This window comes from Streptomyces sp. NPDC029466, assembly GCF_055574515.1.
In genome coordinates, this window is sequence record NZ_JBVHZH010000061.1 from 1 (window position 1) to 21,965 (window position 21,965).

Below are 21,965 nucleotides of genomic sequence, written 5' to 3' on the forward strand. Positions count from 1 at the left end.
GTTGTTTCTTGGGCTGAGAGTTGGCCGTCACCCCGCGGGGAAAGGAGAAACGGGCGGCCCAACAGAAGGGGGAGGAGGGGGAGGGGGGGGGGGGGGGCCCCCCCCCCCCCCCGCCCCCCCCCCCACACCGTGTCAGCCGGTCCACTCCCGCGCCCGCAGCGGCGCCCCCGAGTCCCCGGGCTCCGGGGTCCGGACCGCCAGCACCTGGTTGACTCCTATGCGGTTGCGCTCGAAGGACAGCGCCGACGCGGCCATGTAGAGCCGCCAGACGCGGGCCCGGCCCACGGAGGTGAGCCGCGCCGCCGCGTCCCAGTGCCGCTCCAGGTTCTCGACCCAGCTCCGCAGCGTCAGCGCGTAGTGCTCCCGGATCGCCTCCACGTCCCGGACCTCGAACCCGGCCTCCTCCAGCTGTCCGACGGTCCGGCCGACCGGGGCCAGCTCACCGTCCGGGAACACATACCGGTCGATGAACTCATCGACGTGATACGCCTCCTCGTCCGCGACCGGCCGCCGGGCGATCTGGTGGTTGAGCAGCCGTCCGCCGGGCTTGAGCAGGGAGTACAGGGCCGCGGCGTACTCCGCGTACTGGGTACGGCCGACGTGCTCGGCCATCCCGACCGAGGAGATCGCGTCGAACGGCTCGTCGTGGATCTCGCGGTAGTCCTGCACCCGGATCTCGATCCGGTCGGCGAGCCCGGCCTCGGCGATCCGCTTGCGGGCGAAGCCGGCCTGCTCCTCGGAGAGGGTGATGCCGACCGCCCGGACGCCGTACTCGCGGGCGGCGTGCAGCACCATCGAGCCCCAGCCGCAGCCCACGTCCAGCAGCCGCTGGCCCTTCCGGAGGCCGAGCTTGCGGCAGATCAGGTCGAGCTTGTCGCGCTGGGCGTCCTCCAGAGTGGCCCGGGGGCTCTCCCAGTAGGCGCAGGAGTAGACCATGGACGGGCCGAGGACCAGGGCGTAGAAGTCGTTGCCGACGTCGTAGTGGTGGCTGATGGATTCCTTGTCGCGCCGCAGGGTGTGCAGCGGGCCGCGGCGGCGCCGGAGCTCTTCGGCGGGCGGGGCCGGCGGGACCGGGGCGCCGGCCAGCAGGAGCAGTTCCCGGGCGGCGGCGCGGATCTCCGGGCGGGCCAGGGCGCGTACGAGGGCGGCCCGCGGCCGTCCGGGGGCGTCGCCGCGCTCCCAGATCAGGCCGGCGAGCCGGTCGAGCGCTTCGTAGAGGTCGCCCTCGATGTCGAGGTCGCCGGCCACCCAGGCGCGGGCCAGGCCGAGTTCGCCCGGCTTGAACAGCAGCCGGCGCAGCGCCCGGCGATGGCGGATCACGAGGGTCGGTGCCCCCGGCGGGCCGGACTCGCTGCGGTCCCAGGCGCGGATGCGTACCGGGAGCGGTGCTCCCAGTACCTCCTCGGCGAGCTTGGTGAGCCGTCCAGCGGCATCGGCCATGTCGCACACCTCCGTGTTTGACGAGTCGGGCGAAGAAGCTTCACCCACCACGTAAACGCCAATGGGGCGCCCAGTTAGTCCCGTTCACACGTAAGAGAACCGCACACCGCCCGCTTTGCGCCAGAGTGGACACGCCTGCGGACACGCCAAAGGGCGCCCGCCCCACGGATGGCGGACGCCCTTCGGGCTGGTCGGAGTAGCCGACCGGGAATTCAGGAAGCCTTGGCCTTGGTCTTGTCCCCGGCCTCGGCGGCGGTCGGCGGGGCCGGCGCCGGCTTGGCGGCCTCGTAGAACTCCTCGCGGGGGTTCTCCATGGCGCCGAGCGAGACGACCTCGCGCTTGAGGAACATGGCCAGCGTCCAGTCGGCGAAGACCCGGATCTTGCGGTTGAACGTCGGCATCGCCATGCCGTGGTACGCGCGGTGCATGTACCAGGCGAGACGGCCCTTGAGCTTGATCTTCATCTTGCCCATGACGATCATCGCGACGCCCTTGTGCAGGCCCAGACCGGCGACCGCACCCTTGTTGGCGTGGCTGTACTCCTTCTGCGGGAAGCCCCGCATACCGGAGAGCACGTTGTCGCCGAGAATCTTGGCCTGCCGCAGCGCGTGCTGCGCGTTCGGCGGGCACCAGGCGTTCTCGTTGCCGTTCTTGCGCCCGACCAGGTCCGGGACCTGGGCGTTGTCGCCCGCGGCCCAGATGTAGTCGGTGCCCTGCACCTGGAGGGTGGTGCCGGTGTCGACGTGGCCGCGCGGGCCCAGCGGCAGACCGAAGCGGGCCAGCGCCGGGTTCGGCTTGACGCCCGCGGTCCACACGATGGTGTTGGAGTCGACCTCCAGGCCGTTGTTGAGCTTCACATGGCCGTCGACGCAGGAGTCCATGCCGGTCTTGAGGTAGACCTCGACACCGCGGCTCTCCAGGTGCTCCTTGCCGTACGCACCGAGCTTGGGACCGACCTCGGGGAGGATCTTGTCGGCGACGTCGACCAGCAGGAAGCGCATGTCCTCGCGCTTCACGTTGTTGTAGTACTTCGCGGCGTCGCGGGCCATGTCCTCGACCTCGCCGATGGTCTCCGCACCCGCGAAGCCACCGCCGACGAAGACGAAGGTCAGCGCCTTGCGGCGGACCTCCTCGTCGGTCGTGGAGTCGGCCTTGTCCAGCTGCTCCAGCACGTGGTTGCGCAGGCCGATGGCCTCTTCCACGCCCTTCATGCCGATGCCGTTCTCGGCCAGGCCGGGGATCGGGAAGGTGCGGGAGACCGCGCCCATCGCGATGACCAGGTAGTCGAAGGGCAGCTCGTACGCCTCGCCGACCAGCGGGGCGATCGTGGCGACCTTGCGGTCCTGGTCGATGGTGGTGACCCGGCCGGTGAGGACCTCCGCCTTGGGGAGCACGCGTCGTAGCGGCACCACGACGTGGCGGGGGGAGATGCTGCCGGCAGCAGCTTCGGGGAGGAAGGGCTGGTACGTCATGTACGAGCGCGGGTCGACGACCGTGACGGTCGCCTCGCCGTACCGCATCTGCTTGAGGATGCGGCGTGCCGCGTACAGGCCTACGTACCCACCGCCTACAACGAGGATCCTGGGACGCTCCGTGGTGCTCATGCAATCGAGTATCCACCCCCACATGGGGGGTCGCTCGTGAGCCCCTTCACAAGCAACGGAGGGGCATCTGCTACACTCCGCCGGCTTCGTGACCGACGCCATAGTCCAAAGCGGAACCACTGTAGGGCGCAAGGCGTTGGAGACCCCTGTTGATCAGGCGTTGTTCCCGTGTCACGGCCCGTCAGGCGGGCTGAACCACCGCCTCCGCGAGCGCGTCGCCGCCACCTCGGCAACCGCGCATTCTCCGGGTGCAGGAGTCCTAGGACCTTCGAATGAGGGCCGGACGGTCAGATTGTTCGTCCAAGGACAGGCTTTTTCATGTGAAGGATTTCACGAACTTTCTTCGCCGGCCCCTCCGCGAGACCCGCTGAAGGCCCCTGAAGACCGCTCGGCCGGGCGGCCGGGACCGCTCAAAAAGCCGGACGGCAGAGGCCGTTGCCGACCCCTGCCGCACACCGTGCTCACCTCAGCCGGCGAGGCTCCAGGCGATGCCGTCGAGGATGTCGTGCTCGCTGACGACGACCTCCGCCGCGCCGGTCCGCTCCATGATCGACAGCAGCACCAGCGCGCCCGCGGCGATCACGTCGACCCGGCCGGGATGCATGACGGGGATGGCCGCGCGCTCGGCATGGGTGGAGGACAGCAGCCGGTCGGTGATCTCGCGGACCTTCGCCAGGGAGATCCGGGAGTGGTGAATGGCCTCGGACTCGTACCGGTCGAGGCCCAGCGCGATCGCGGCGACCGTGGTCACCGAGCCGGCCAGACCCACCAGGGTGGCCGCCTCGCGCAGCGGGACGGTCTCCTCCGCCCGGTCCAGCGCCGTGGCGACATCGGCCTTTATCGCGGCGATCTGGCCCTCGGTGGGCGGGTCGCTGATCTGGCCCTCGTGCACCAGATGCCGCTCGGTCATCCGGACGCAGCCGACGTCGACCGAGCGGGCGGCGCGGACCGCGTCATCGCCGAGCACGAACTCGGTGGAGCCGCCGCCGATGTCGACCACCAGGAACGGCCGTGCCAGGTCGGCGCGGCCGGTCAGCTCCTTGGTGGCGCCGTTGAAGGAGAACTCGGCCTCCTGGTCACCGGTGATCACCTCGGGCTCCACCCCGAGGATGTCCACCACCCCGCGGACGAAGTCGTCGCGGTTCTCCGCGTCCCGGGAGGCGGAGGTCGCCACGAAGCGGACCTGTTCGGCGCCCAGGCCCTTGATCACCGCGGCGTACTCCCGGCAGGCCGCGAAGGTGCGCTCCAGCGCCTCGGGCGCCAGCCGCCCGGTGCGGTCCACGCCCTGGCCCAGCCGGACGATCTGCATCCGGCGGTCGAGGTCCTTCAGCTCACCCGTTGCCGGGTCTGCGTCCGCGACCAGCAGCCGGATGGAGTTCGTACCGCAGTCGATGGCGGCGACCCGCTTCACGTGGCGTCTCCTTCGGGGGCGTCCCGATCTCCGGTGGTGTCCTGGCACGGGGTCACGCACGGCCCCTTCTTCCACCACTCCGGCAGCATCGCGAGGGCCTCGTCACCGAGCGGGTTGACGCCCGGCCCGGCCGCCAGCGAATGACCGACGAGGACATGCAGGCACTTGACCCGGTCGGGCATGCCGCCCGCGCTCGGGAAGCCCGCCAGCACCTCGATGGCGTCCCGCCGCCGGATGTAGTCCTCGTGGGCCGCCCGGTAGGCGGCGGCCAGCTCCGGGTCGGTCGCCAGCCGTTCGGACATCTCCTTCATCACGCCGTTGGCCTCCAGCGTGCCGATCGCGGAGGCCGCGCGCGGGCAGGTGAGGTAGTAGAGCGTGGGGAAGGGCGTGCCGTCCTCCAGGCGCGGCGCCGTCTCGACGACATCCGGCTGGCCGCAGGGGCAGCGGTGCGCGATGGCGCGCAGCCCGCGGGGCGGGCGGCCGAGCTGCTCCTTGAAGGCGGCGATGTCCGCGGCGGTGGGCTCGGTGGGCTCGGTCTGGGGCGGGGGGGTGTCCATGTGCGCTTTCGGTGAGGTGAGTGGTGTGGAGGGGGCGGCGCGGCGCGGCGGGCCGTCCGCTGTCGACGGTACGGGCTGCCGCCCGCCTGCGGTACCGGCCGGCGTCACCGCTTGTCGGCGGTGTCGACGGCGTCCCACAGATTCTCGTACCAGGGGCGCTGCGCCGCCCGCGCCCCCCTGGGTGCGGGGCCGGTGCCGGAGCCGTCCGGGACGATGTATCCGGCCTCGCCCGGCATGACGTAGTGCAGATGCCGGCGGGCCTGCTGGCGTACGAACGCGGGGTCCTGCCAGCGGGCCTTCTGCTCCCGCAGCCGGTCCAGCGCCGCACCGGCGTCCTGGGCCTTACGGCGCTGTTCGGCGATGTCGGAGCGCTGGGAGACGTACTGCCTTATGGGATACGCGAGCGCGACGACCAGGGAGCACATCACCAGCGCCAGCAGGGCGGCACGGCCGGTGAGGCGGTTACGGCGGGGCGGGCGGGCGCGGTAGACGCGGGCGGCGGCCTGCTCGCCGAGCGCCTTGAGTCGGGTCGCGGTCGAGAACCGGTCCGCGGGCACGTCGTCTCCCCTTCACTGACGGACGCCTGACTGCTTCAAGCAGGTACGTCCCCGGCAACGGTACGGGACCGTCGCCGGGGACGTACGGGGCGCGGGGCGATTGCCTCGCCCGTTCAGCCCCTGCTGCCCTGTCCGGCCTGGCAGCGGGCCGTCTTCGTCAGCTGCCGTGGCGGAAGCGCGGGAAGGCGGAGCGGCCGGCGTAGACCGCGGCGTCGTCGAGGATCTCCTCGATGCGCAGCAGCTGGTTGTACTTGGCAACGCGCTCGGAGCGGGCCGGGGCGCCGGTCTTGATCTGGCCGCAGTTGGTGGCGACGGCGAGGTCGGCGATGGTGACGTCCTCGGTCTCACCGGAGCGGTGCGACATCATGCACTTGAAGCCGTTGCGCTGGGCCAGCTCGACGGCGTCCAGGGTCTCGGTCAGCGAGCCGATCTGGTTGACCTTCACCAGCAGCGCGTTGGCGGAGCCCTCCTCGATGCCGCGGGCGAGGCGCTCGGGGTTGGTGACGAACAGGTCGTCGCCGACGAGCTGGACCTTGGCGCCGAGCTTGTCGGTGATGACCTTCCAGCCGGCCCAGTCGTCCTCGAACAGCGGGTCCTCGATGGAGACCAGCGGGTAGGCCGCCACCAGCTCCTCGTAGTACTCGGTCATCTCGGCGGCCGAGCGGTCCTTGCCCTCGAACTGGTACTTGCCGTCCTTGTAGAACTCGGAGGCGGCGACGTCCAGCGCGAGCGCGATGTCCTGACCGGGGGCGTAACCGGCCTGCTTGATGGCCTCCAGGATGAGGTCGAGGGCCTCACGGTTGGAGCCCAGGTTCGGGGCGAAGCCACCCTCGTCACCGAGACCGGTGGACAGGCCGCGCTCCTTCAGGACCTTCTTGAGGGTGTGGTAGACCTCGGTGCCCCAGCGCAGCGCCTCGGAGAAGGACTCCGCGCCGATCGGGGCGATCATGAACTCCTGGATGTCCACGTTGGAGTCGGCGTGCGAGCCGCCGTTCAGGATGTTCATCATCGGGACGGGCAGCACATGCGCGTTCGGGCCGCCGAGGTAGCGGAACAGCGGGAGGTCGCTGGCCTCGGAGGCGGCGTGCGCCACGGCGAGGGAGACGCCGAGGATGGCGTTGGCGCCGAGCGAGCCCTTGTTGTCGGTGGCGTCCAGGTCGAACATCGCCTGGTCGATCAGCCGCTGCTCGGTCGCGTCGTAGCCGACGAGCTCCGGGCCGATCTGCTCGATGACGGCCAGGACGGCCTTCTCGACGCCCTTGCCCAGGTAGCGGTTCGGGTCGCCGTCACGGAGCTCGATGGCCTCGAAGGCGCCGGTGGAGGCGCCGGACGGGACGGCGGCACGACCGGTGCTGCCGTCGTCGAGGCCGACCTCGACCTCGACCGTGGGATTACCTCGCGAGTCGAGAATTTCGCGGGCTACGACGACGTCGATCGACGGCACGTTGTCTCCTTCGTGGGTGTCTGGCGTTCTGCGCATGAGCCTAACGGCCCCGGGCTCGTCCGCCTGCCCTTGGCCCGCTCCGTGGGACGGAACACCCCCGAAAACCTGCCCAAAGGCCCAGTTCGCGGGACGTTTGGCACATTGTTCGCCGAACGGGGAAAGTCGCGGAACAGTGCCGGTCAGCGGCCTGCCGCCGGCCGGGGGCCTCGGATGCGGTCCGGGACACGAGAAGCCCCGCCACGGCACGCTGGGGGGAAGGGCGCGCCGTGACGGGGCGGTCTCACGGAGGAAGGAGGGGCCCGCCGCTCGGGCCCTCAGGAGCCCCGGTGAGCTCCGGCTCAGACGTTGAGCTGCTGACCCGGGATGATCAGGTTCGGGTTGCCGCCGATGACCGACTTGTTGGCCTTGTAGACGGACTTCCAGTCGGTGCCGTGGGCCTTGGCGATCTTGGCGAGGGTGTCGCCCGCCTTGACGGTGTAGTTGCCGTGGCCGGTGGACTTGCGCTCGGCGGACCGCGAGGCACGGTCCTGGGACGGGGCCTTCTTGGCCTCCGGCTCGGCCGACTCCTGCTTCGGCGCGGACTTGGTCTGCGTGGAGGTGTCGACGTCGGGGGACGGACCACCGGCGGTCAGGTTGCCCGCACCGGCGCAGGACCAGGCACCCGGGCCCTGGATGGCGAGGAGCTTCTCGGCGGCGGCGATCTGCTGCGACTTGGTGGCCAGGTCGGCGCGCGGCGCGTACTGGGTGCCACCGGCGGCGGCCCAGCTGGAGTTGGAGAACTGCAGGCCACCGTAGTAGCCGTTACCGGTGTTGATCGACCAGTTGCCGCCGGACTCGCACTGGGCGACCTTGTCCCAGGTGGCGACGGAGGCTGCGGAGGCGGAGGTGGCACCCATCATCGGGACGGCCACGGCGGCACCGGCCACACCGGCCAGGGTGGCGACGCGGACGGCCTTGGAGGGACGACGGTGCTTGCCCTTGAAGATCAGCATGGTTCGTTCGTTTCCTCACCGACGCCTGCGAGGTGAGCTGTCGGGTTCGGACTGATGAGTCGCCCGGCCGTGTGCGCGGAACGCACCTGGCTTCACCCCAAGCCGGTTGACCCGTTTTCACGGGCGGGGCCGGCACAAATCCTGGGTCCCCCGCTCCTGCCTTCGGCGCTTGCGCGTCAAGTGCCTCCGACCACCGGCAGGATTCGGCGTGTGATCGAAGGGCCCGCTTTGGCGAGCGATCCTGACGTTAAGCAGTAATGCCCTTGGGGTTCAAACCCCACCATCTGAACCAAGTTGACCGTTTTTGATCACGGGTTGGTTACATATCCGCAGGTGAGGCCCGGTATGCCGGGGTTGCGCAGACCGGACCCCACCGGAGTCAACGAGACCCTTGTCTCACTTTCCCAAAAGAGGGCGAAGGGTGCCGAACTACCCTGCGTTCCGCCCGAGATCGAGCTGCTGACCGGGCTGGATCAGGTCCGCGTCGGACCCGATGACGCCCTCGTTGCGGTCGTACAGCGCACCCCATCCACCGGGCAGCCGGTGGGCCACGGCGATGGCTGACAGGCTGTCACCCGGGCGCACCGTGTAGTCGCCATCGGCCGCCGGGCCCGTACGGTGCGCGTCGTCGCCGCGCGAGGCGTGCCGGCCGCCCGACCTGCCGTCGTCGCTGCCCCTGGCGTCCTCGTCGCCCGCCTCGCCGCGGTGCTTGCCCTTGGTGGGCACCTTGTGCGGCGTGCCGGTGCTGTCCGTACGGCTGCCGTCCTCGGACGGGTCCGTGGAGGGGCTGCCGGACGGGTCCTCGTCGGACGGGTCGGCGGACCGCGACGGGTCGTCGCCGCGGTCGCCGGGCGTCGCCGGGTCGGACGGCTCCGGGCTCGTGGACGCCTCGCCCGGCTCGCCGGAGTCCGAGGGGTCGGGCGAGGGCGTCACGTCGGACGGCCGCCGGTTCTCGTCGCCGTGCTCGTCGCGCGGCGCGTCGTCGCGTCCGGCGGAGCCCCCGTCGTCGTGCGACCGGGACGGGTCGGAGGTGTCCCAGGGGTCGCGGGAACCCTGGGAGTCCGACGGGTCGGGTGCGGGGGTGCTGGTGCTGCCCGGGTCGACCTCAGGGGCCTCGCCGTCGCCGGTCAGCCCCGCGTTCACGGCGCAGCTCGGCCAGGCGTCCGGCCCTCGGTCGTCGAGGATCGACTCGGCCACGGCGATCTGCTGGGAGCGACTGGCGTAGTCGGGGCGCGAGGCGTAGGCCGACCCGCCGTAGTTGTCCCACATCTCCTGGGTCAGCTGGAGGCCGCCGTAGTAGCCGTTGCCCGAGGCGGCGCTCCACACGCCGGCGCTCTCGCACTGGGCGACCTTGTCCCAGGTCGCGGTGTCGGCGGCGTGTGCGCCGCTCGCCCCGAGGAGGGGGAGGGCGAAGCCGGCGCCGGTCACTCCCGCCGTGACAAAGATGGCCGGTGCCTGACGGGGGCGACGATGTCGGCCGTTCCCGGAACGCATGCGGATGCCTTTCGCGCGGCGGTTGAGTTGTTCGACGAGCTCTTCGGAGCTGCTCGACGGAGCCTCCGGCCGGCCGACGCACGCGAGCGGCACCGTTACAACGGTCCCCCACATCACCGCTTCGACCGATCGAGTGAAGCCTGTCGATCGTCGGGTCGAAAGGTAGCCGGGCTCTCGGGTAGTCACAAGTCGGTGTAGTGCGGATCACGTAATGGTCACGCGGTTGACTCTGCGTCACATGTGGTCTTGTCGCTGGTCAGGGCCGATCCGGAGTGAACTCCACCGGAAGTGAACGCAGTCCGCGCATGATGAGCCCGCCGCGCCAGCGCAAATCCTCCGGTTCCGCCGCAAGCCGGATGTCCGGGAGCCGGGTCAGCAGGGTCGCCAGCGCGGTCTGCCCTTCGAGCCGGGCGAGCGGCGCGCCCAGGCAGTAGTGGATGCCGTGCCCGTATCCCAGATGCTGATTGTCACGCCGGGTCAGATCGAGCACATCCGGCTCGTCGAAGCGCGCCGGGTCGCGGTCGGCGGCGGCCAGCACCACCAGGACCGGGTCCCCCTCGGCGATCCGCTGCCCGCCGAGCGTCAGCTCCTCGGTCGCGAACCGCCAGGTCGCCAGCTCCACGGGGCCGTCGTAACGGAGCAGTTCCTCGATGCCGGTGGCGAGCAGCTCGGTGTCGCCCGCCGCGATCGACTTCTGGAGCAGCTCCCGCTGGGCGGGGTGGCGCAGCAGCGTGTAGAGGCCGTTACCGATCAAGTTCACGGTGGTCTCAAAACCGGCAAACAGTAGGATAAAGGCCATCGCGGCGGCCTCGTTCTCGGTCAGATGCTCCCCGTGGTCGGAGGCCCTGATCAGGGCGGAGATCAGATCCTCGTCCGCCTCGGGGGTGTCGCCCAGCGACGCGCGCTTGCGGTGGATCAGCTCGGCGAGATAGCCGCGCATCTTCTTCACGGAGCGGGCGACGCCGCCGCGCGGCCCTCCGCCGTGGCGGATCATCATGCCCGCCCAGTCCCGGAAGTCGTCCTGGTCCTCGCGCGGCACCCCCAGCAGATCGCAGATCGCGTAGATGGGCAGCGGGAAGGCGAACTCATGGATCAGATCGGCCTCCCCGGCGCCGCCCGGTTTGGCGATCATGGCGTCGATGAGCCGGTCGGTCAGCTCCTGGACCCGCGGGGCGAAGGCGGCGACCCGGCGCGGGGTGAACGCCTTCGAGACCAGCCGGCGCAGCCGCGTGTGGTCCGGGGGGTCGATATTGAGCAGATGCGTCATCAGGTTCGCGCTGCGCTCCCCCGGGATGCCGACCTTGCCCTTGCCGTGCGCGGCCTCGCTGTGGTGGACCGGGTTCTTGGACAGCCGGGCGTCGGCGAGCGCCTGCCGCGCCTCCGTGTACCGCGTGACCAGCCACGCCTCGACACCGCTGGGCAGCTCGGTCCGGTGCACCGGCGCATGCTCGCGCAGCCAGGCGTACGCGGGGTACGGGTCGGACGCGAACTCCCAGGTGAACAGCGCGGGGGCGGGCCCGGCGGCGGGGCAGCCCGCGGGGGCGTCGGCGGCGGTGGTGTGGGGCTTGTCGTGCACCTTCCGACCGTAACCGCTGGGCGCACAACGGCGCGCCGCGCACCGGGCGGGGGCCGGCCAGGGCCTGTAGCCACGGTCCCGTCGTCCGCCGCGAGGCAGGCGGGCCTCCGAAGACAGGCCCTACGCCACCTCCACCCCCAGCCCGGTCAGAAAGGCCACCGCCGCCGGTGACGGGCCGAGGCCGCTCCACACCACCCGCTCGGTCCGCTCGGGCGCCGGGCGCACCCGCACGATGTGCAGCCCGGCCAGCTCGGAGGCGATGGCCTCCGGAACCATGCCGACGCCCAGGCCCGCCCGCACCAGCTTCGCCAGGAACTCGACCGTGGTCACCTCGAACGCCACCTCCGAGGTCAGCCCCGCCGCACGGAAGGCGTCATCGCGCTGTCGGCGGGCCGCCGACCCCGCCGTGAAGTCGACGAAGGTCTCCCGCGCCATCCGCGACAGCGTGGTCCACTCCCGCCCCGCCAGCGGATGCCCCGGCGGCACGACGGCGACCAGCTCGCCGCGCGCCAGCTCCTTCTCCCGTACGCCGACGGTGCGGGCCGCGGGCACCAGCCCGACGAAGGCGACGTCCAGCACGCCCTGCCGCACCTGTGCGATGAGCTCATCGCTCATGTCGGTCTGCAGACTGATCCGCACCTGCGGGCACCGCGTACGGAAGGCCCCCAGCTCACGGGCGAGATCCACGGCGGCGACGGTGGTGATCGCGCCGACCGCGAGCCGGCCGCGCACCTCCCCGGTCGCCGCCGCCACCTCGGCGCGGGCCCGTTCGGCCGCTTCCAGCGCCTGCCGGGCGACCGGCACGAAGGCCTCCCCGGCGGCGGTCAGCCGGACACTGCGGCTGGTCCGGTCGAAGAGCCGGGCCCCGAGCTCCTTCTCCAGCCGGGCGATCTGATGGCTGAGCGCGGACTGCACCACATGACAGCGCTCAGCGGCCCGGGTGAACCCACCGGTCTCGGCGACCGCGACCACATACCGCATCTGCTGAAGCTCCATGGCCACCGACTCTAAAGCCATTGATCTGCATCCACGATCAATGCGATGACAACAATGTGTTGGACTCATGGATCGCCCGGCCCCCAGGCTGGAACGTGCCCGCCGCCGCGGTGGCCGTGGGCGCACCGAGGAGGTCAGGTCATGGAGACCGAGCACATACCGGAGCCGGCCGCCGGGGACACCCCCGCGACGCGGCCGGGCCTGGGCCGCGGCACCCTGCTGCTGATGTCGGTCGCCACCGGACTCTCCGTCGCCGGCAACTACTTCGCCCAGCCGCTGCTGGACGTCATCGGCCGCGATCTGCACCTGTCCGCGTCCACCGCCGCACTGGTCGTCACCGTCGCCCAGGTCGGCTACGGACTCGGGCTGCTGCTGCTCGTCCCGCTCGGCGATCTGCTGGAGCGGCGCCGGCTGGCCGTCACCCTGACCGCCGCGACCGCGGTCTTCCTCACCGTCACGGCGAGCGCCCCCAACGCCGCCCTCCTGCTCACCGGCACCGCCCTGACCGGTCTGACCTCGGTCGCCGCCCAGGTCGTGGTGCCGTACGCGGCGACCCTCGCGGCGCCCGCCGAGCGCGGCCGGACCGTGGGCACCGTCATGACCGGGCTGCTGCTCGGCATCCTGCTGGCCCGTACCGCCGCCGGGCTGCTCGCCGAACTGGGCGGCTGGCGCACCGTGTACTGGGTCAACGCGGCGCTGATGCTGCTGATGGCGGTGCTGCTGCGGCTCCGGCTGCCGGCCCTGCGTACCACCGCCGGGCTGCGCTATCCGGCGCTGCTGCGCTCCACGCTGGCGCTGTTCCGCCAGGAGCCGGTGCTGCGGTGGCGGGGTGCGCTGGGCGCCCTGACCTTCGCCGGCTTCAGCGTGCTGTGGACGGCGCTGGCCTTCCTGCTGTCCGGGCCCTCCTACGGCTGGCAGGAGTCGGCCATCGGGCTGCTGGGGCTGGTCGGCGCGGCCGGCTCGCTGTCCGCCTCGGTGGCCGGACGGCTGGCGGACCGCGGCCTGGCGCACCGGGTCACCGGCGCGGCGGCCTTCCTGCTGCTGGGGTCGTGGGGCCTGCTGGCCCTCGGCGGAGCGGGCGGCGCCTGGTCACTGGCCGCGCTGCTCGCCGGGGTGATCATCCTGGACCTGTCCGCCCAGGCGGTCCACATCAGCAACCAGAACCTGGTCTACGCGGTGCGCCCCGAGTCCCGGAACCGCCTCAACTCCGCCTACATGACCAGCTACTTCGTGGGCGGCGCGGTCGGCTCCGCACTGACCTCGGCGGTCTGGGGCGCCGCGGGCTGGCACGGGGTGTGCGTGCTGGGCGCGGTGCTGGCCGCCGTGGTCGTGGCGCTGTGGGTGCTGGAGCGCATGCGACAGCGGGCGGCCGGCGGGGGCCGGAAGGGGACGGTCACCGCGGCCGGCGCACCCACGCCGTCGCTCACGCCGTGACCGGAGGGCACCCGCTCAGTGGGCGGCGCCCTCGGCGGCCACCACCGCATCGCGGTAGGCCCGCGCCGCCGCGCGCAGGGCGGCCTCCGGGTCGACGCCCTCCGCTTCGGCCCGTACGGCGAGCGCCAGCAGTTCGTAGCCGATGCCCTCCCCGGCCGGCGGCGCGACCTCGATGCCCGCCGTCCGCACCCGCGAGGCCAGCTTCGCCGCGAGCGCCAGCCCCGGCTGGGCCAGCGGAATCCCCTCGGTCACCGACTCCCGCTGCTTCTCCTCCGCCTTCTTCCGCAGCCACTGGGCCCTGACTTCTTCCGGGGTGGCCACCTCCTCCTCCCCGAAGACATGGGGGTGGCGGTGCAGCAGCTTCTCCACGATCGTGCCCGCCACATCGTCGATGGAGAACGGCTCGTCCGGATCGTCCTGCGCGATCCGGGCATGGAAGACGACCTGGAGGAGCACATCCCCGAGCTCCTCCCTCAGCTCCGCGCGGTCGCCCTCCTCGATCGCCTCGACCAGCTCATACGCCTCCTCGATGCCGTACTTGGCAAGATCACGGTGCGTACGGACACTGCTCCAGGGGCACTCGGCGCGGATCTGGTCCATGACCTGGACGAGATCGAGCAGCCGGGCACCGGGCAGGTCGTAGGAGCCGGGCAGCAGCTCCAGATCCGGCATGGTCTCCCGGCCGGAACCGGCCAGCCGTGCCAGCCCGTCGGTGAGCGCACTCTCGCCGTCCGCCGAGGTCAGCACGACGGCCGTACGGGCCTCCGGCACGCAGTAGTCGACCAGTTCGCGGGCGGCGGGCGCGGCGGTCTCCACCTCGATACCGGCCTCCCGCAGATAAGGCAGCTGCGGATGATCCGGATCGGCGCTCACCACACGGTCGGCCGCCCGCAATATCTGCCATGCGGGCCAGGACAGGAGCCCGGGAGCGACCCGGTGGCTGGTGGTGAGCAGAACCAGGCGTCCGGTACCGGAACCCTCGGGACGGGCGTCGGCGCCGGTACCGGCGGCGGAGGCGGAGGCGTCAGCGTTCACGCCTCGAACGTAACGCACGGCACTGACACCGACCGGTGGCGGTGGGCGGGCGGAGGCGAGACGGCCGGGCCCCGGCGGGCACATGGCTGGGCTGACGCCGCCCGGCGCCGGTCGGGGGACGAGCTCCGGCACCGGCGCCGACCGCCCGTCCCCCGGCGCCCGGTCAGGTCTGCTGCTTCGCGGGCTCCCGGGTGATCCACGGGTCCTTGGTCTCGCCGAGGATGACCTGCTGGTCGTCCCACTTGCCGAACCGCGGATTGACGTCGATCCCCATGGACCGGGAGGTCTTGGCCAGCGCGCGGGCGAGCTTCTGCTGCCCCTCCGGCGCGCGGCGGTCCGCGTGCAGATGCTCGGCGACCCCGTCGAGCAGCAGCTGATTCCGGACCATGGCATCGATCTCGTCCGGGGCCACACCCTGCTGCAGCCACATCGCCTTCAGCCGCTCGGCACTGCCGGCCTGCTTCTCGGCCCGGCCCCGCCACTTCTGGATGTCCCCACGGCTGACCGTCACCCCGGCGTCCCGCGCACCGCGCGCCAGCACCTCGTCGAAGATCATGCCGTTGAGCGTGGCCAGGCTCAGCCGCCCGGTGCTCATGATGAGCTGCCCGCCCTGCGGGGACTCGGCCTGCGCGGCACGCACGTCCTTCACCTTCGCCTGGAGCTGCGAGACGGTGATCCGCTTCCCGTCCACGATGGCCGCGGCACCGGGATGGGCGTCATTGCCGCACGCGGCCAGCAACGGGGTAGCGGCCAGCAGAGCGGCGGTGGCGGATACGGAGAGCGCTGTCCTTCGGCGGAACACATGGCCTCCCGGCAGATCGTGCGACGGAGTCTCGACCTTGATTGATCGATGCTATGGAGTCGGCGTGGCCCAGGCCACTGCTTCGGCCAACGATCTGTGCGGGAGTCGGTTTCTGCTCCGCTGTCCCTTCTCGTCGCCGCCTCCTCAGTGGGCTGCTCCGCCGCACCCCAGGGCCTGGCGAGGCATACGACCGCGGGGCTCCGGGACAGCTGGCGTCACCACCCGGCCCACCTCACCCCTGCACCCTCCCCAGCCAGTACAACGTCCTCCGCAGCTCCTCCGGGAAGGGGTGGTGGGGGCCGTGGAGGCGTTCGGCGTCGTGGAGGAGGCGGGTGAGGGTTTCGTGGGCGGCGCCGCGTTCGCCCTGGGCCAGGAGCAGGTGGCCTATGGAGCGGCGGATTTCCAGGGGGCGTACGGGGTCGTCGGCGTAGTGCTCGAAGTAGGGGAGGAGGGCGCGGTACTCCTCCAGGGCCTGGGCGACCTCGCCGAGTTGTTCCAGGCACTGGGCGGCCTCGTAGTGGAACTGGAGGGCATGGCGGGTGGCGCCGGCGCCGGATTCCCGGCCGAACTCCTCGGCCAGCAGGCGGAGTTCGGGCAGGGCGCGGCGGTACTGGCCGTCGTCCATGAGGGTGGCGGCGTACTGCTTGCGCAGGGTGCGGACGACCGGGGAGTGGGCACCGTGCCGTTCGGCGGCGGCCGGCAGGATGCCGCCGAGGATGTCCACGGCGCGGGTGATCCGGCCCTGGTCGAGCAGGCTCTTGACCTCGTCGACGGCGGCGGCGACGTCCGGCCCGGAGGTGGCGGGAGAGGGGGAGTTGGGCGTGGGGGTGGCGGCAGATGCGTAGGCGGGGGTGGGAGTAGCGGGAGCGGTGGAGGGGGCCGGGGTGTAGGGGGTGGCTGCGGAGGTCCAGGCGCCGGGGCGGGAGGTGGCCGGGGCGGCGGGGACGGCGGAGGTGCGGGGGTCCGTGGCCGGGTGCGGGGTTGCGGCCGGGCGGGAGGAGCTGCCTTGGCGGGGTACGAGGCCCGGTCCGGTGGGAGGCGGGGACACCTGCGCTGGTGAGGACACCGGTACCTGTGAAGGCTCCGGTACCTGTGAGGGCTCCGGTACTTGTGGGGTGGAGAGGGCGGTCGGGGTCGGGGCGGCGGCGGGGGAGCCCGCGGAGCGGGTCGGCCAGGGGGCGTGGGGCTGGCGGAAGGGGCGGGTGGGGTCCATGGGGGCGAGCGGGGCGGGCGGGGACCGGTCGGCCTGCGGGCCGGTGGTGGCGGCGGGCAGGAGGGGGGCCAGGGCCTGGTAGACCCCTTGGGCGTCGGTGGGGCGGGCCTGGGGGTCCTTGCGCAGGAGGCGGAGGACGAGGGCTTCGAGGGCCTCGGGCACGTCGGGGCGCAGGGTGCGTACCGGGACGGGCTCCTCGTGGAGGTGGCGGTGGAGCACGCCCAGGGCCGTGGAGCCGGCGAACGGGACCTCGCCGCTGAGGAGTTCGTGGAGCAGGACCCCGAGGGCGTAGAGGTCGGTGTGCGGGCCGACCGCGCCGCCCATCGCCTGTTCGGGCGCCATGTAGGCGGGGCTGCCGATGGGGGAACCGGTGTGGGTGAGGCGGGTGGTGTCGGTGTCCAGGGCGGAGGCGATGCCCAGGTCGAGGATGACCACCGAGCCGTCCGGCCGGATCATGACATTGCGGGGCTTGAGGTCGCGGTGGACGATCGGGACGGCGTGCACGGAGGCCAGTACGGCGCAGAGCTGGGCCGCGACGGAGACCGCCCACGGCCAGGGGTAGGGGTCGTGCTCGGCGAGGTGGTCGGAGAGGTCGGCGCCCTCGACGTACTGCATGACCAGGTAGAGGTCCTCGTCGTCGCTGCCCGCGTCATGGACGGTGACCAGCCCGGGGTGGTCGACCTGTGCGGTGACCCGGCATTCGCGGACGAAGCGGCGGCGCATCTCCTCGCCGTCCGGGGTGCCCGCGACCCGGTCGGGGCGCAGCAGTTTGACGCCGACCCGGCGGTCCAGGCGGCGGTCGTAGCCGATCCAGACCTGGCCCATCCCGCCCTGGCCGAGCAGCGCGGAGAGCTCGTAACGCCCGCCGATGACCCGGCCGTTCACCGGCCCTCCTCCTTCCGGAGGTAGTCGCTGAGCTCATCGAGCTCGGCCCGCACCCGGTCGATGCGCTGCGGCGGCTGGAGCCGGTCCGGGGGCGGCGGGGCATACGGGCCCGCGGGCGGCGGTGCGGGGTGGGGCGGTGCGGCCGGTCCCCCGGGCTGGGGCAGCCGGGTCTCGGTCAGGGCGTACGGGTTGACGGGGGTGGCGCCGCCCGGTGCGCCGTACGGCCGGTGCTCCGGGGCGTGGTGCGGGACCGGCGCCGGACCGTACGGGTGCGGCGCCGCCCCGGCGGCCGGATAGCCCGCCGGGCCGGCGCCGTAGGCGGCCCCGAAGCCCGGCGGCTGTCCGGCCGGCGGCCCGTACGGCTGACCGGCCGGCCGTGCCGCGCGCAGGTCGACCACGAGGTAGTAGGCCACGGCGGCGGCCATCTGAAGCAGGATCACGGCGACCGCGGCATCCGTGTGCCAGTCCGTTTCGGGATAGCCCCCGGACCACATGATGGTGGCGGCGAGCAGGACCACATCGGTGCCGAACAGCCACCATCCCAGCGGCCTGCGCTGGACGAGCGCGGCCCGCAGCAGCGTGGCCCAGGCCAGAAAGCCCAGGCTGAGCACCGCGACGGCCACGAAGAGCACCCGCAGCAGAACGACCGTGCCCGGTGCCGGGGGACGGAACGGCGGAGGGGCCGGGACGGGGCCGTGCATTGCTGCTCCTGACGGATCGTTTCGTGGCGGGCGGGGCGGCGTCGTGGCGGCCCGCGGCGCCACCCCCTCGCGCGGGCGGGCCCGGCTGCGCATACGTGCTTGCGAGCGTATATACGACGCCGACCGCGCGTGCGGGGTTGTACGGATTGGACGATCGGATCTGCGGGCCGGGGACCGGCCCGCCCGGGTGTCCCTTCCTGGCCCGTGCGACGGCGCCGTCCGCGGCCCGTTCGCTGGCTCCGTCCGATGGCCGTCCGCCGGCCCGTCCGCCGGCGCCGGCAATCGGCACCCGGCACCCGGCACCCGGCACCCGCCGAGTCAGCCCGGCACCCCCAACCCCTCCGCCCGTCCAACACCTACGAGCCCTCCGTCGGCCCGGCGCCCCCAAGCCCCCGTCAGTCCGGTGCCACCGACCCCTCCGTCAACCCGTCGTGCAGTCCCTGGATCAGTTGCTCGCCGAGCCGGGACGCCAGGCGCAACGCGCCTTCGAAGTCGGCCAGTTCGCGGAAGCGCTGCCCGTAGCGGCGCTGCTCGGCGAGTGGCAGCCGGGGCAGGTGCAGCCGGCGGACGTCGAGCCGGGTGGCGGTGGAGGCGTAGCTGCTGGCCTGCCGGGTGTTGGCGGTGCCGCGCAGGAAGCCGGCGAGGAACCAGGGGTCGAGGGCGGCCGGGTCGGGCCGCAGCAGGGTGAGGTTGCGGCCGAGGGCGGCGCCGGCGGTGTCCGCGTCGACGACCCGGGCGACGGCGCCGCCGCCGAGGACCGGGACGACGACATCGCCCTCGCGGAGCAGCACCGCCTCCTCCGCGGGCCCGGAGGCGGGCGCTTCGGGGAGGGCACCGGACGGGGCGCCGCCGCCGAGCACGTCGTGGTCGGTGAGTACCGCGGGCGGCTCCCCGGGCTCCCGGCCGCCCTCGGGCGGGGTGGCGCCCATGGGCAGGGTGGTGCCCGTGCTCGTCGCCGCGGTGCCGGCGCCGCCCGCGCGCAGCACCAGGGCGCCGGAGCGGGCGAGTTCGCCGACGGTGGTCAGCGGCCGGCGGCCGGTGCCGGCGGGGTCCGGGACGGTGTCACCGGCCGCGGGCCGCGGGGTGAGCTCCGTCGTACGGGCGAGGGTGGCGGTCAGCCGCTCGCGGACCCGGGCGAGTTCGGCGGGGCCGCCGGCTGCCGCGGGCGGCGGGAGGTGCCGGGCCGGGGCGAGATCGACATCGTCGTCGAGGAGGTCGATGGCGGCCAGCGACCGGCGGACGCCGGGCTGTTCCTCGATGCCGCCCTCGCGGTCGAAGGTCTGCCAGGCTTCGACGGCGGTGGCGTGGACGCTCTGCCAGTCGGGCCGGTCACGGCCGGCGGGGGTGCCGGTGGCGAGGTCGGCGGTGTCGACGACGAGGAGGTGGGGGGCGGGCGGCTGGCCGCCGCCGGGCTTGCGCAGCACCCACAGGTGCAGCGGGACGCCGTTGGGCGGGGCGGCGCCGGCGGGCAGCGCGATGACGGCACGCAGTGCGCCGCGGCGCAGCAGGTCGGCGCGGATCCGGCGGCCGGAGCGGCGGGAGGCGGCGGCGGGCGGCATGAGGAGGACGGCGGTCCCGCCCGGCCGGAGCCGGGCCAGCGCGTGCTGCACCCAGGCCAGTTCGGATTCGGTACGGGCCGGGAAGCCGTACTCCCACCGGGGGTCGTAGGCGAGTTCGTCATGGCCCCAGTTGCGCTCGTTGAACGGCGGGTGCACCAGGACGGCGTCGGCGGCGAGCTCCGGGAAGGCATCGGCGCGCAGGGTGTCCGCGGCGCGGACCCGGACCGGGGCGCCGGGGGCGCTCAGGGCGAGGCGGAGCGCGGTGAGCGCGGCGAGGTCGGGGGCGGCTTCCTGGCCGTGCAGGGTGATGGGGGCGTCGGCCGGGGGTGTGGCAGCGCCCGCCCCCTCCGCCCCGTCAGTGGCCTGCTGTCCGGCGCGCTCCTGGGCGGCGGTCAGCAGCGCGCCGGCGCCGCAGGCCGGGTCGAGGACGCTGCCCAACGGTCCGGCCGAGGCGGCCAGTTCGGCCATCAGCGCGGCCGGTCCCGGCGGGGTGAGGGTGTACTGCCGGGGGTTGGCGTCCAGGTGACGGCCGAGCAGGAAGGTGTACGCCTGGGGGGCGCCGTCCGCGGCCGCGAGGTCACCGGCGGCCCGCACCAGCGCGGCGGACGGGGCGAGCGCCTTACGGGTCAGGCCGCGTACGGGGTGCTCCGGGCCGAGCCGGGCGGCGAGGACGGCATCGAGCATCGCGGGGAGCACCCCGGTCAGTTCGGCGTCGTCGGCGGCGGTGCGCAGCTGCTGCCAGACCGCGGGCCGTTCATGGACGAGCAGCAGGACGGCGCCTGCCTGGCGCAGTGCGGTCGCGGTGCCGGCCGGGTGCCCGACGAGCTGCTGCCAGACCCGTTCACGGAGCGGGACCTCGGCGAGTTTGCCCTGGTCGCGCAGCCATTGCTCGATCTCGCCGAGGGCGAAGGCGGGGCTGGTCTCGGTGCCGCCGACCGGTTTGGGGAAGTCCGCGTGCCGGCGCCGCCAGTTACTGACGGCGGCCCGGCCGACTCCGGCGAGCCGGGCGATACCGGCGGCGGTGACCTCGGCGCTGCCGACGGTCATTTCGGCCGTGCTGCCCGTCGCGTTGTCCGGCGATGCGTTGTCCGGCACCTGGCTGACTCCCATCCGTGGCCCCCGACCGCTGTGTCGGCAAGCATACCCAGCAGCAGTACACCTGCCCTTTCACAGCGTGAACTACTCAGCTTCATTCATTCATGTTGACTCGGTTCACAGGCTCTGTTCTTATTGACCCATCGCTTCGGCAGCACTTGATTCGAGCGCCCGGAAGGGGCCCCTTCGCATGTCTCAGCAGATGCACTACCAGCCCGCACCACAGGGGCCCGCCGGCGCTCCGGCCCCCCAGGCGGCCCGCAACGGGCTGGGTGTCGCCGCCCTGATCCTCGGCATCATCGGCGCGCTCAGCGGCATCCCGATGATCCTGTTCTGGCTCGCCGGACCGCTCGGCGTACTCGCCCTGATCTTCGGCCTGGTGGGCCTCAGCCGCGCCAAGAAGGGCCAGGCCACGAACAAGGGCGTGGCGGTGACCGGCACGATCCTGGGCGCCCTCGCGATCGTCCTGGCGGTCGTCGGCGTCATCGTCACCGTGGTGGCCGTCAACGAGGCGGTCGACGAGGTGCACAAGCAGGTGGAGCAGAGCTCCGGCCAGCCGAAGAACGGCTCCGGCCAGAGCGCCGAGGACCTCGGCCCGGGCGAGACGGCGAAGTACAACAACGGCGTCCAGGTGTCCGTCTCCAAGGCGGCCCCCTACACCGTCGACCCGAGCACCGTGGTCAGCGGCCACACCCAGGGCAACAAGGCCTACAAGCTCACCGTCACGATCAAGAACACCGGCAGCAAGACGTTCGACAAGCCCCTCGTCCAGACCAAGGCCCGGGTCAACGGCAAGGAGGCCGAGGAGGTCGACGACGACAAGCACGGCATCCTGCACCACGACTTCGGCAACGCGATCAGCCCCGGCGAGACCGCCAGCGTCGAGATGGTCTTCGACGCGCCGCCGACCGCCAAGCAGCTCGACGTCGAGGTCACGCCGGACCTGATGCTCGACTCGTCGAGCTGGAAGCTGGCCCTCTGAGCCACCGGCTCCCCGCCCCGCTCCGGACCCCGGGGGGGGGGGGGGGGAGGGGGGGGGGGGGGGGGGGGGGGGGGGGGTGGGGGGGGGGGGGGGGGGGGGGTGTGGGGGGGGGTGGGGGGGGGGGGGGGGGAGGGGGGGGGAGGGGGGGGGGAAGGGGGGGGGAAGGGGGAGCGGTAGGGCCGCCCAGC

The 21,965-nt window shown here is 72.8% G+C and carries 17 protein-coding genes and 1 riboswitch; of the genes, 2 read left to right on the forward strand and 15 right to left on the reverse strand.

The window, feature by feature from the left end; all coding sequences use genetic code 11:
* Window positions 1–132: 132 nt before the first annotated feature.
* The 10 genes from ACZ4XD_RS33165 to ACZ4XD_RS33210 form a co-directional block, all read right to left on the reverse strand.
* Entirely contained in the window at window positions 133–1,440 is a 1,308-nt protein-coding gene (locus ACZ4XD_RS33165; RefSeq protein WP_468048305.1) for a class I SAM-dependent methyltransferase, read from the reverse strand.
* 212 nt (window positions 1,441–1,652) lie between these two features.
* Entirely contained in the window at window positions 1,653–3,044 is a 1,392-nt protein-coding gene (locus ACZ4XD_RS33170) for an NAD(P)/FAD-dependent oxidoreductase (protein ID WP_468048307.1), read from the reverse strand.
* Window positions 3,045–3,510: 466 nt separating this feature from the next.
* On the reverse strand, window positions 3,511–4,455 hold the full coding sequence (locus tag ACZ4XD_RS33175) for a Ppx/GppA phosphatase family protein (RefSeq protein ID WP_468048309.1): 945 nt from the start codon (window positions 4,453–4,455) through the stop codon (window positions 3,511–3,513).
* The gene (locus ACZ4XD_RS33180) at window positions 4,452–5,012 is read right to left on the reverse strand and encodes a DUF501 domain-containing protein (protein WP_042156418.1); all 561 of its coding nucleotides are present in this window, start codon (window positions 5,010–5,012) and stop codon (window positions 4,452–4,454) included. Before ACZ4XD_RS33180 ends, ACZ4XD_RS33175 begins: the two co-directional genes overlap by 4 nt.
* Before the next feature lie 104 nt (window positions 5,013–5,116).
* Window positions 5,117–5,569, reverse strand: a complete 453-nt coding sequence (locus tag ACZ4XD_RS33185; RefSeq protein ID WP_468048312.1) for an FtsB family cell division protein — start codon at window positions 5,567–5,569, stop codon at window positions 5,117–5,119.
* A gap of 157 nt (window positions 5,570–5,726) precedes the next feature.
* Window positions 5,727–7,013, reverse strand: a complete 1,287-nt coding sequence (gene eno, locus ACZ4XD_RS33190) for a phosphopyruvate hydratase (RefSeq protein ID WP_244329666.1) — start codon at window positions 7,011–7,013, stop codon at window positions 5,727–5,729.
* A 338-nt stretch (window positions 7,014–7,351) separates the two neighbouring features.
* The gene (locus tag ACZ4XD_RS33195; RefSeq protein ID WP_468048314.1) at window positions 7,352–8,005 is read right to left on the reverse strand and encodes a transglycosylase family protein; all 654 of its coding nucleotides are present in this window, start codon (window positions 8,003–8,005) and stop codon (window positions 7,352–7,354) included.
* A gap of 7 nt (window positions 8,006–8,012) precedes the next feature.
* Window positions 8,013–8,183, reverse strand: a riboswitch (cyclic di-AMP (ydaO/yuaA leader).
* A gap of 251 nt (window positions 8,184–8,434) precedes the next feature.
* Window positions 8,435–9,499, reverse strand: coding sequence for a transglycosylase family protein (locus ACZ4XD_RS33200; RefSeq protein ID WP_468048316.1), 1,065 nt, complete (start codon window positions 9,497–9,499; stop codon window positions 8,435–8,437).
* 256 nt (window positions 9,500–9,755) lie between these two features.
* Window positions 9,756–11,075 carry a cytochrome P450 family protein gene (locus ACZ4XD_RS33205; protein ID WP_468048319.1) on the reverse strand — a complete coding sequence of 440 codons (1,320 nt, stop codon included), beginning with the start codon at window positions 11,073–11,075 and terminating at the stop codon, window positions 9,756–9,758.
* Window positions 11,076–11,195: 120 nt separating this feature from the next.
* Window positions 11,196–12,071, reverse strand: a complete 876-nt coding sequence (locus tag ACZ4XD_RS33210; RefSeq protein WP_468048321.1) for a LysR family transcriptional regulator — start codon at window positions 12,069–12,071, stop codon at window positions 11,196–11,198.
* Between the two features lie 141 nt (window positions 12,072–12,212).
* On the opposite strand from ACZ4XD_RS33210, the gene ACZ4XD_RS33215 reads away from it, so the two are divergent.
* Window positions 12,213–13,505 (forward strand): MFS transporter, encoded by a 1,293-nt coding sequence (locus ACZ4XD_RS33215; protein WP_468048323.1) that lies wholly within the window; start codon window positions 12,213–12,215, stop codon window positions 13,503–13,505.
* Between the two features lie 15 nt (window positions 13,506–13,520).
* Here ACZ4XD_RS33215 and ACZ4XD_RS33220 read toward each other — a convergent pair whose 3' ends face one another.
* From ACZ4XD_RS33220 to ACZ4XD_RS33240, 5 genes are all read right to left on the reverse strand, one after another.
* Window positions 13,521–14,540, reverse strand: coding sequence for a nucleoside triphosphate pyrophosphohydrolase (locus ACZ4XD_RS33220; protein ID WP_468048325.1), 1,020 nt, complete (start codon window positions 14,538–14,540; stop codon window positions 13,521–13,523).
* A 163-nt stretch (window positions 14,541–14,703) separates the two neighbouring features.
* Window positions 14,704–15,342, reverse strand: a complete 639-nt coding sequence (locus ACZ4XD_RS33225; RefSeq protein ID WP_468048328.1) for a SurA N-terminal domain-containing protein — start codon at window positions 15,340–15,342, stop codon at window positions 14,704–14,706.
* 232 nt (window positions 15,343–15,574) lie between these two features.
* Entirely contained in the window at window positions 15,575–17,440 is a 1,866-nt protein-coding gene (locus ACZ4XD_RS33230; RefSeq protein ID WP_468048330.1) for a protein kinase domain-containing protein, read from the reverse strand.
* Window positions 17,437–18,141, reverse strand: coding sequence for a hypothetical protein (locus ACZ4XD_RS33235; protein ID WP_468048332.1), 705 nt, complete (start codon window positions 18,139–18,141; stop codon window positions 17,437–17,439). Before ACZ4XD_RS33235 ends, ACZ4XD_RS33230 begins: the two co-directional genes overlap by 4 nt.
* A gap of 395 nt (window positions 18,142–18,536) precedes the next feature.
* Window positions 18,537–20,747 carry an N-6 DNA methylase gene (locus ACZ4XD_RS33240; protein WP_468048372.1) on the reverse strand — a complete coding sequence of 737 codons (2,211 nt, stop codon included), beginning with the start codon at window positions 20,745–20,747 and terminating at the stop codon, window positions 18,537–18,539.
* Between the two features lie 238 nt (window positions 20,748–20,985).
* On the opposite strand from ACZ4XD_RS33240, the gene ACZ4XD_RS33245 reads away from it, so the two are divergent.
* Window positions 20,986–21,777 (forward strand): DUF4190 domain-containing protein, encoded by a 792-nt coding sequence (locus ACZ4XD_RS33245; protein ID WP_468048334.1) that lies wholly within the window; start codon window positions 20,986–20,988, stop codon window positions 21,775–21,777.
* Window positions 21,778–21,965: the final 188 nt, after the last annotated feature.

Coding starts and splice junctions, on each gene's coding strand:
- ACZ4XD_RS33200 (WP_468048316.1), bottom strand. CDS start 9,499: ATGCGTTCCGGGAACGGCCGACATCGTCGCCCCCGTCAGGCACCGGCC.
- ACZ4XD_RS33245 (WP_468048334.1), top strand. CDS start 20,986: ATGTCTCAGCAGATGCACTACCAGCCCGCACCACAGGGGCCCGCCGGC.
- ACZ4XD_RS33180 (WP_042156418.1), bottom strand. CDS start 5,012: ATGGACACCCCCCCGCCCCAGACCGAGCCCACCGAGCCCACCGCCGCG.
- ACZ4XD_RS33195 (WP_468048314.1), bottom strand. CDS start 8,005: ATGCTGATCTTCAAGGGCAAGCACCGTCGTCCCTCCAAGGCCGTCCGC.
- ACZ4XD_RS33235 (WP_468048332.1), bottom strand. CDS start 18,141: ATGCACGGCCCCGTCCCGGCCCCTCCGCCGTTCCGTCCCCCGGCACCG.
- ACZ4XD_RS33210 (WP_468048321.1), bottom strand. CDS start 12,071: ATGGAGCTTCAGCAGATGCGGTATGTGGTCGCGGTCGCCGAGACCGGT.
- ACZ4XD_RS33240 (WP_468048372.1), bottom strand. CDS start 20,747: ATGACCGTCGGCAGCGCCGAGGTCACCGCCGCCGGTATCGCCCGGCTC.
- ACZ4XD_RS33215 (WP_468048323.1), top strand. CDS start 12,213: ATGGAGACCGAGCACATACCGGAGCCGGCCGCCGGGGACACCCCCGCG.
- ACZ4XD_RS33170 (WP_468048307.1), bottom strand. CDS start 3,044: ATGAGCACCACGGAGCGTCCCAGGATCCTCGTTGTAGGCGGTGGGTAC.
- ACZ4XD_RS33165 (WP_468048305.1), bottom strand. CDS start 1,440: ATGGCCGATGCCGCTGGACGGCTCACCAAGCTCGCCGAGGAGGTACTG.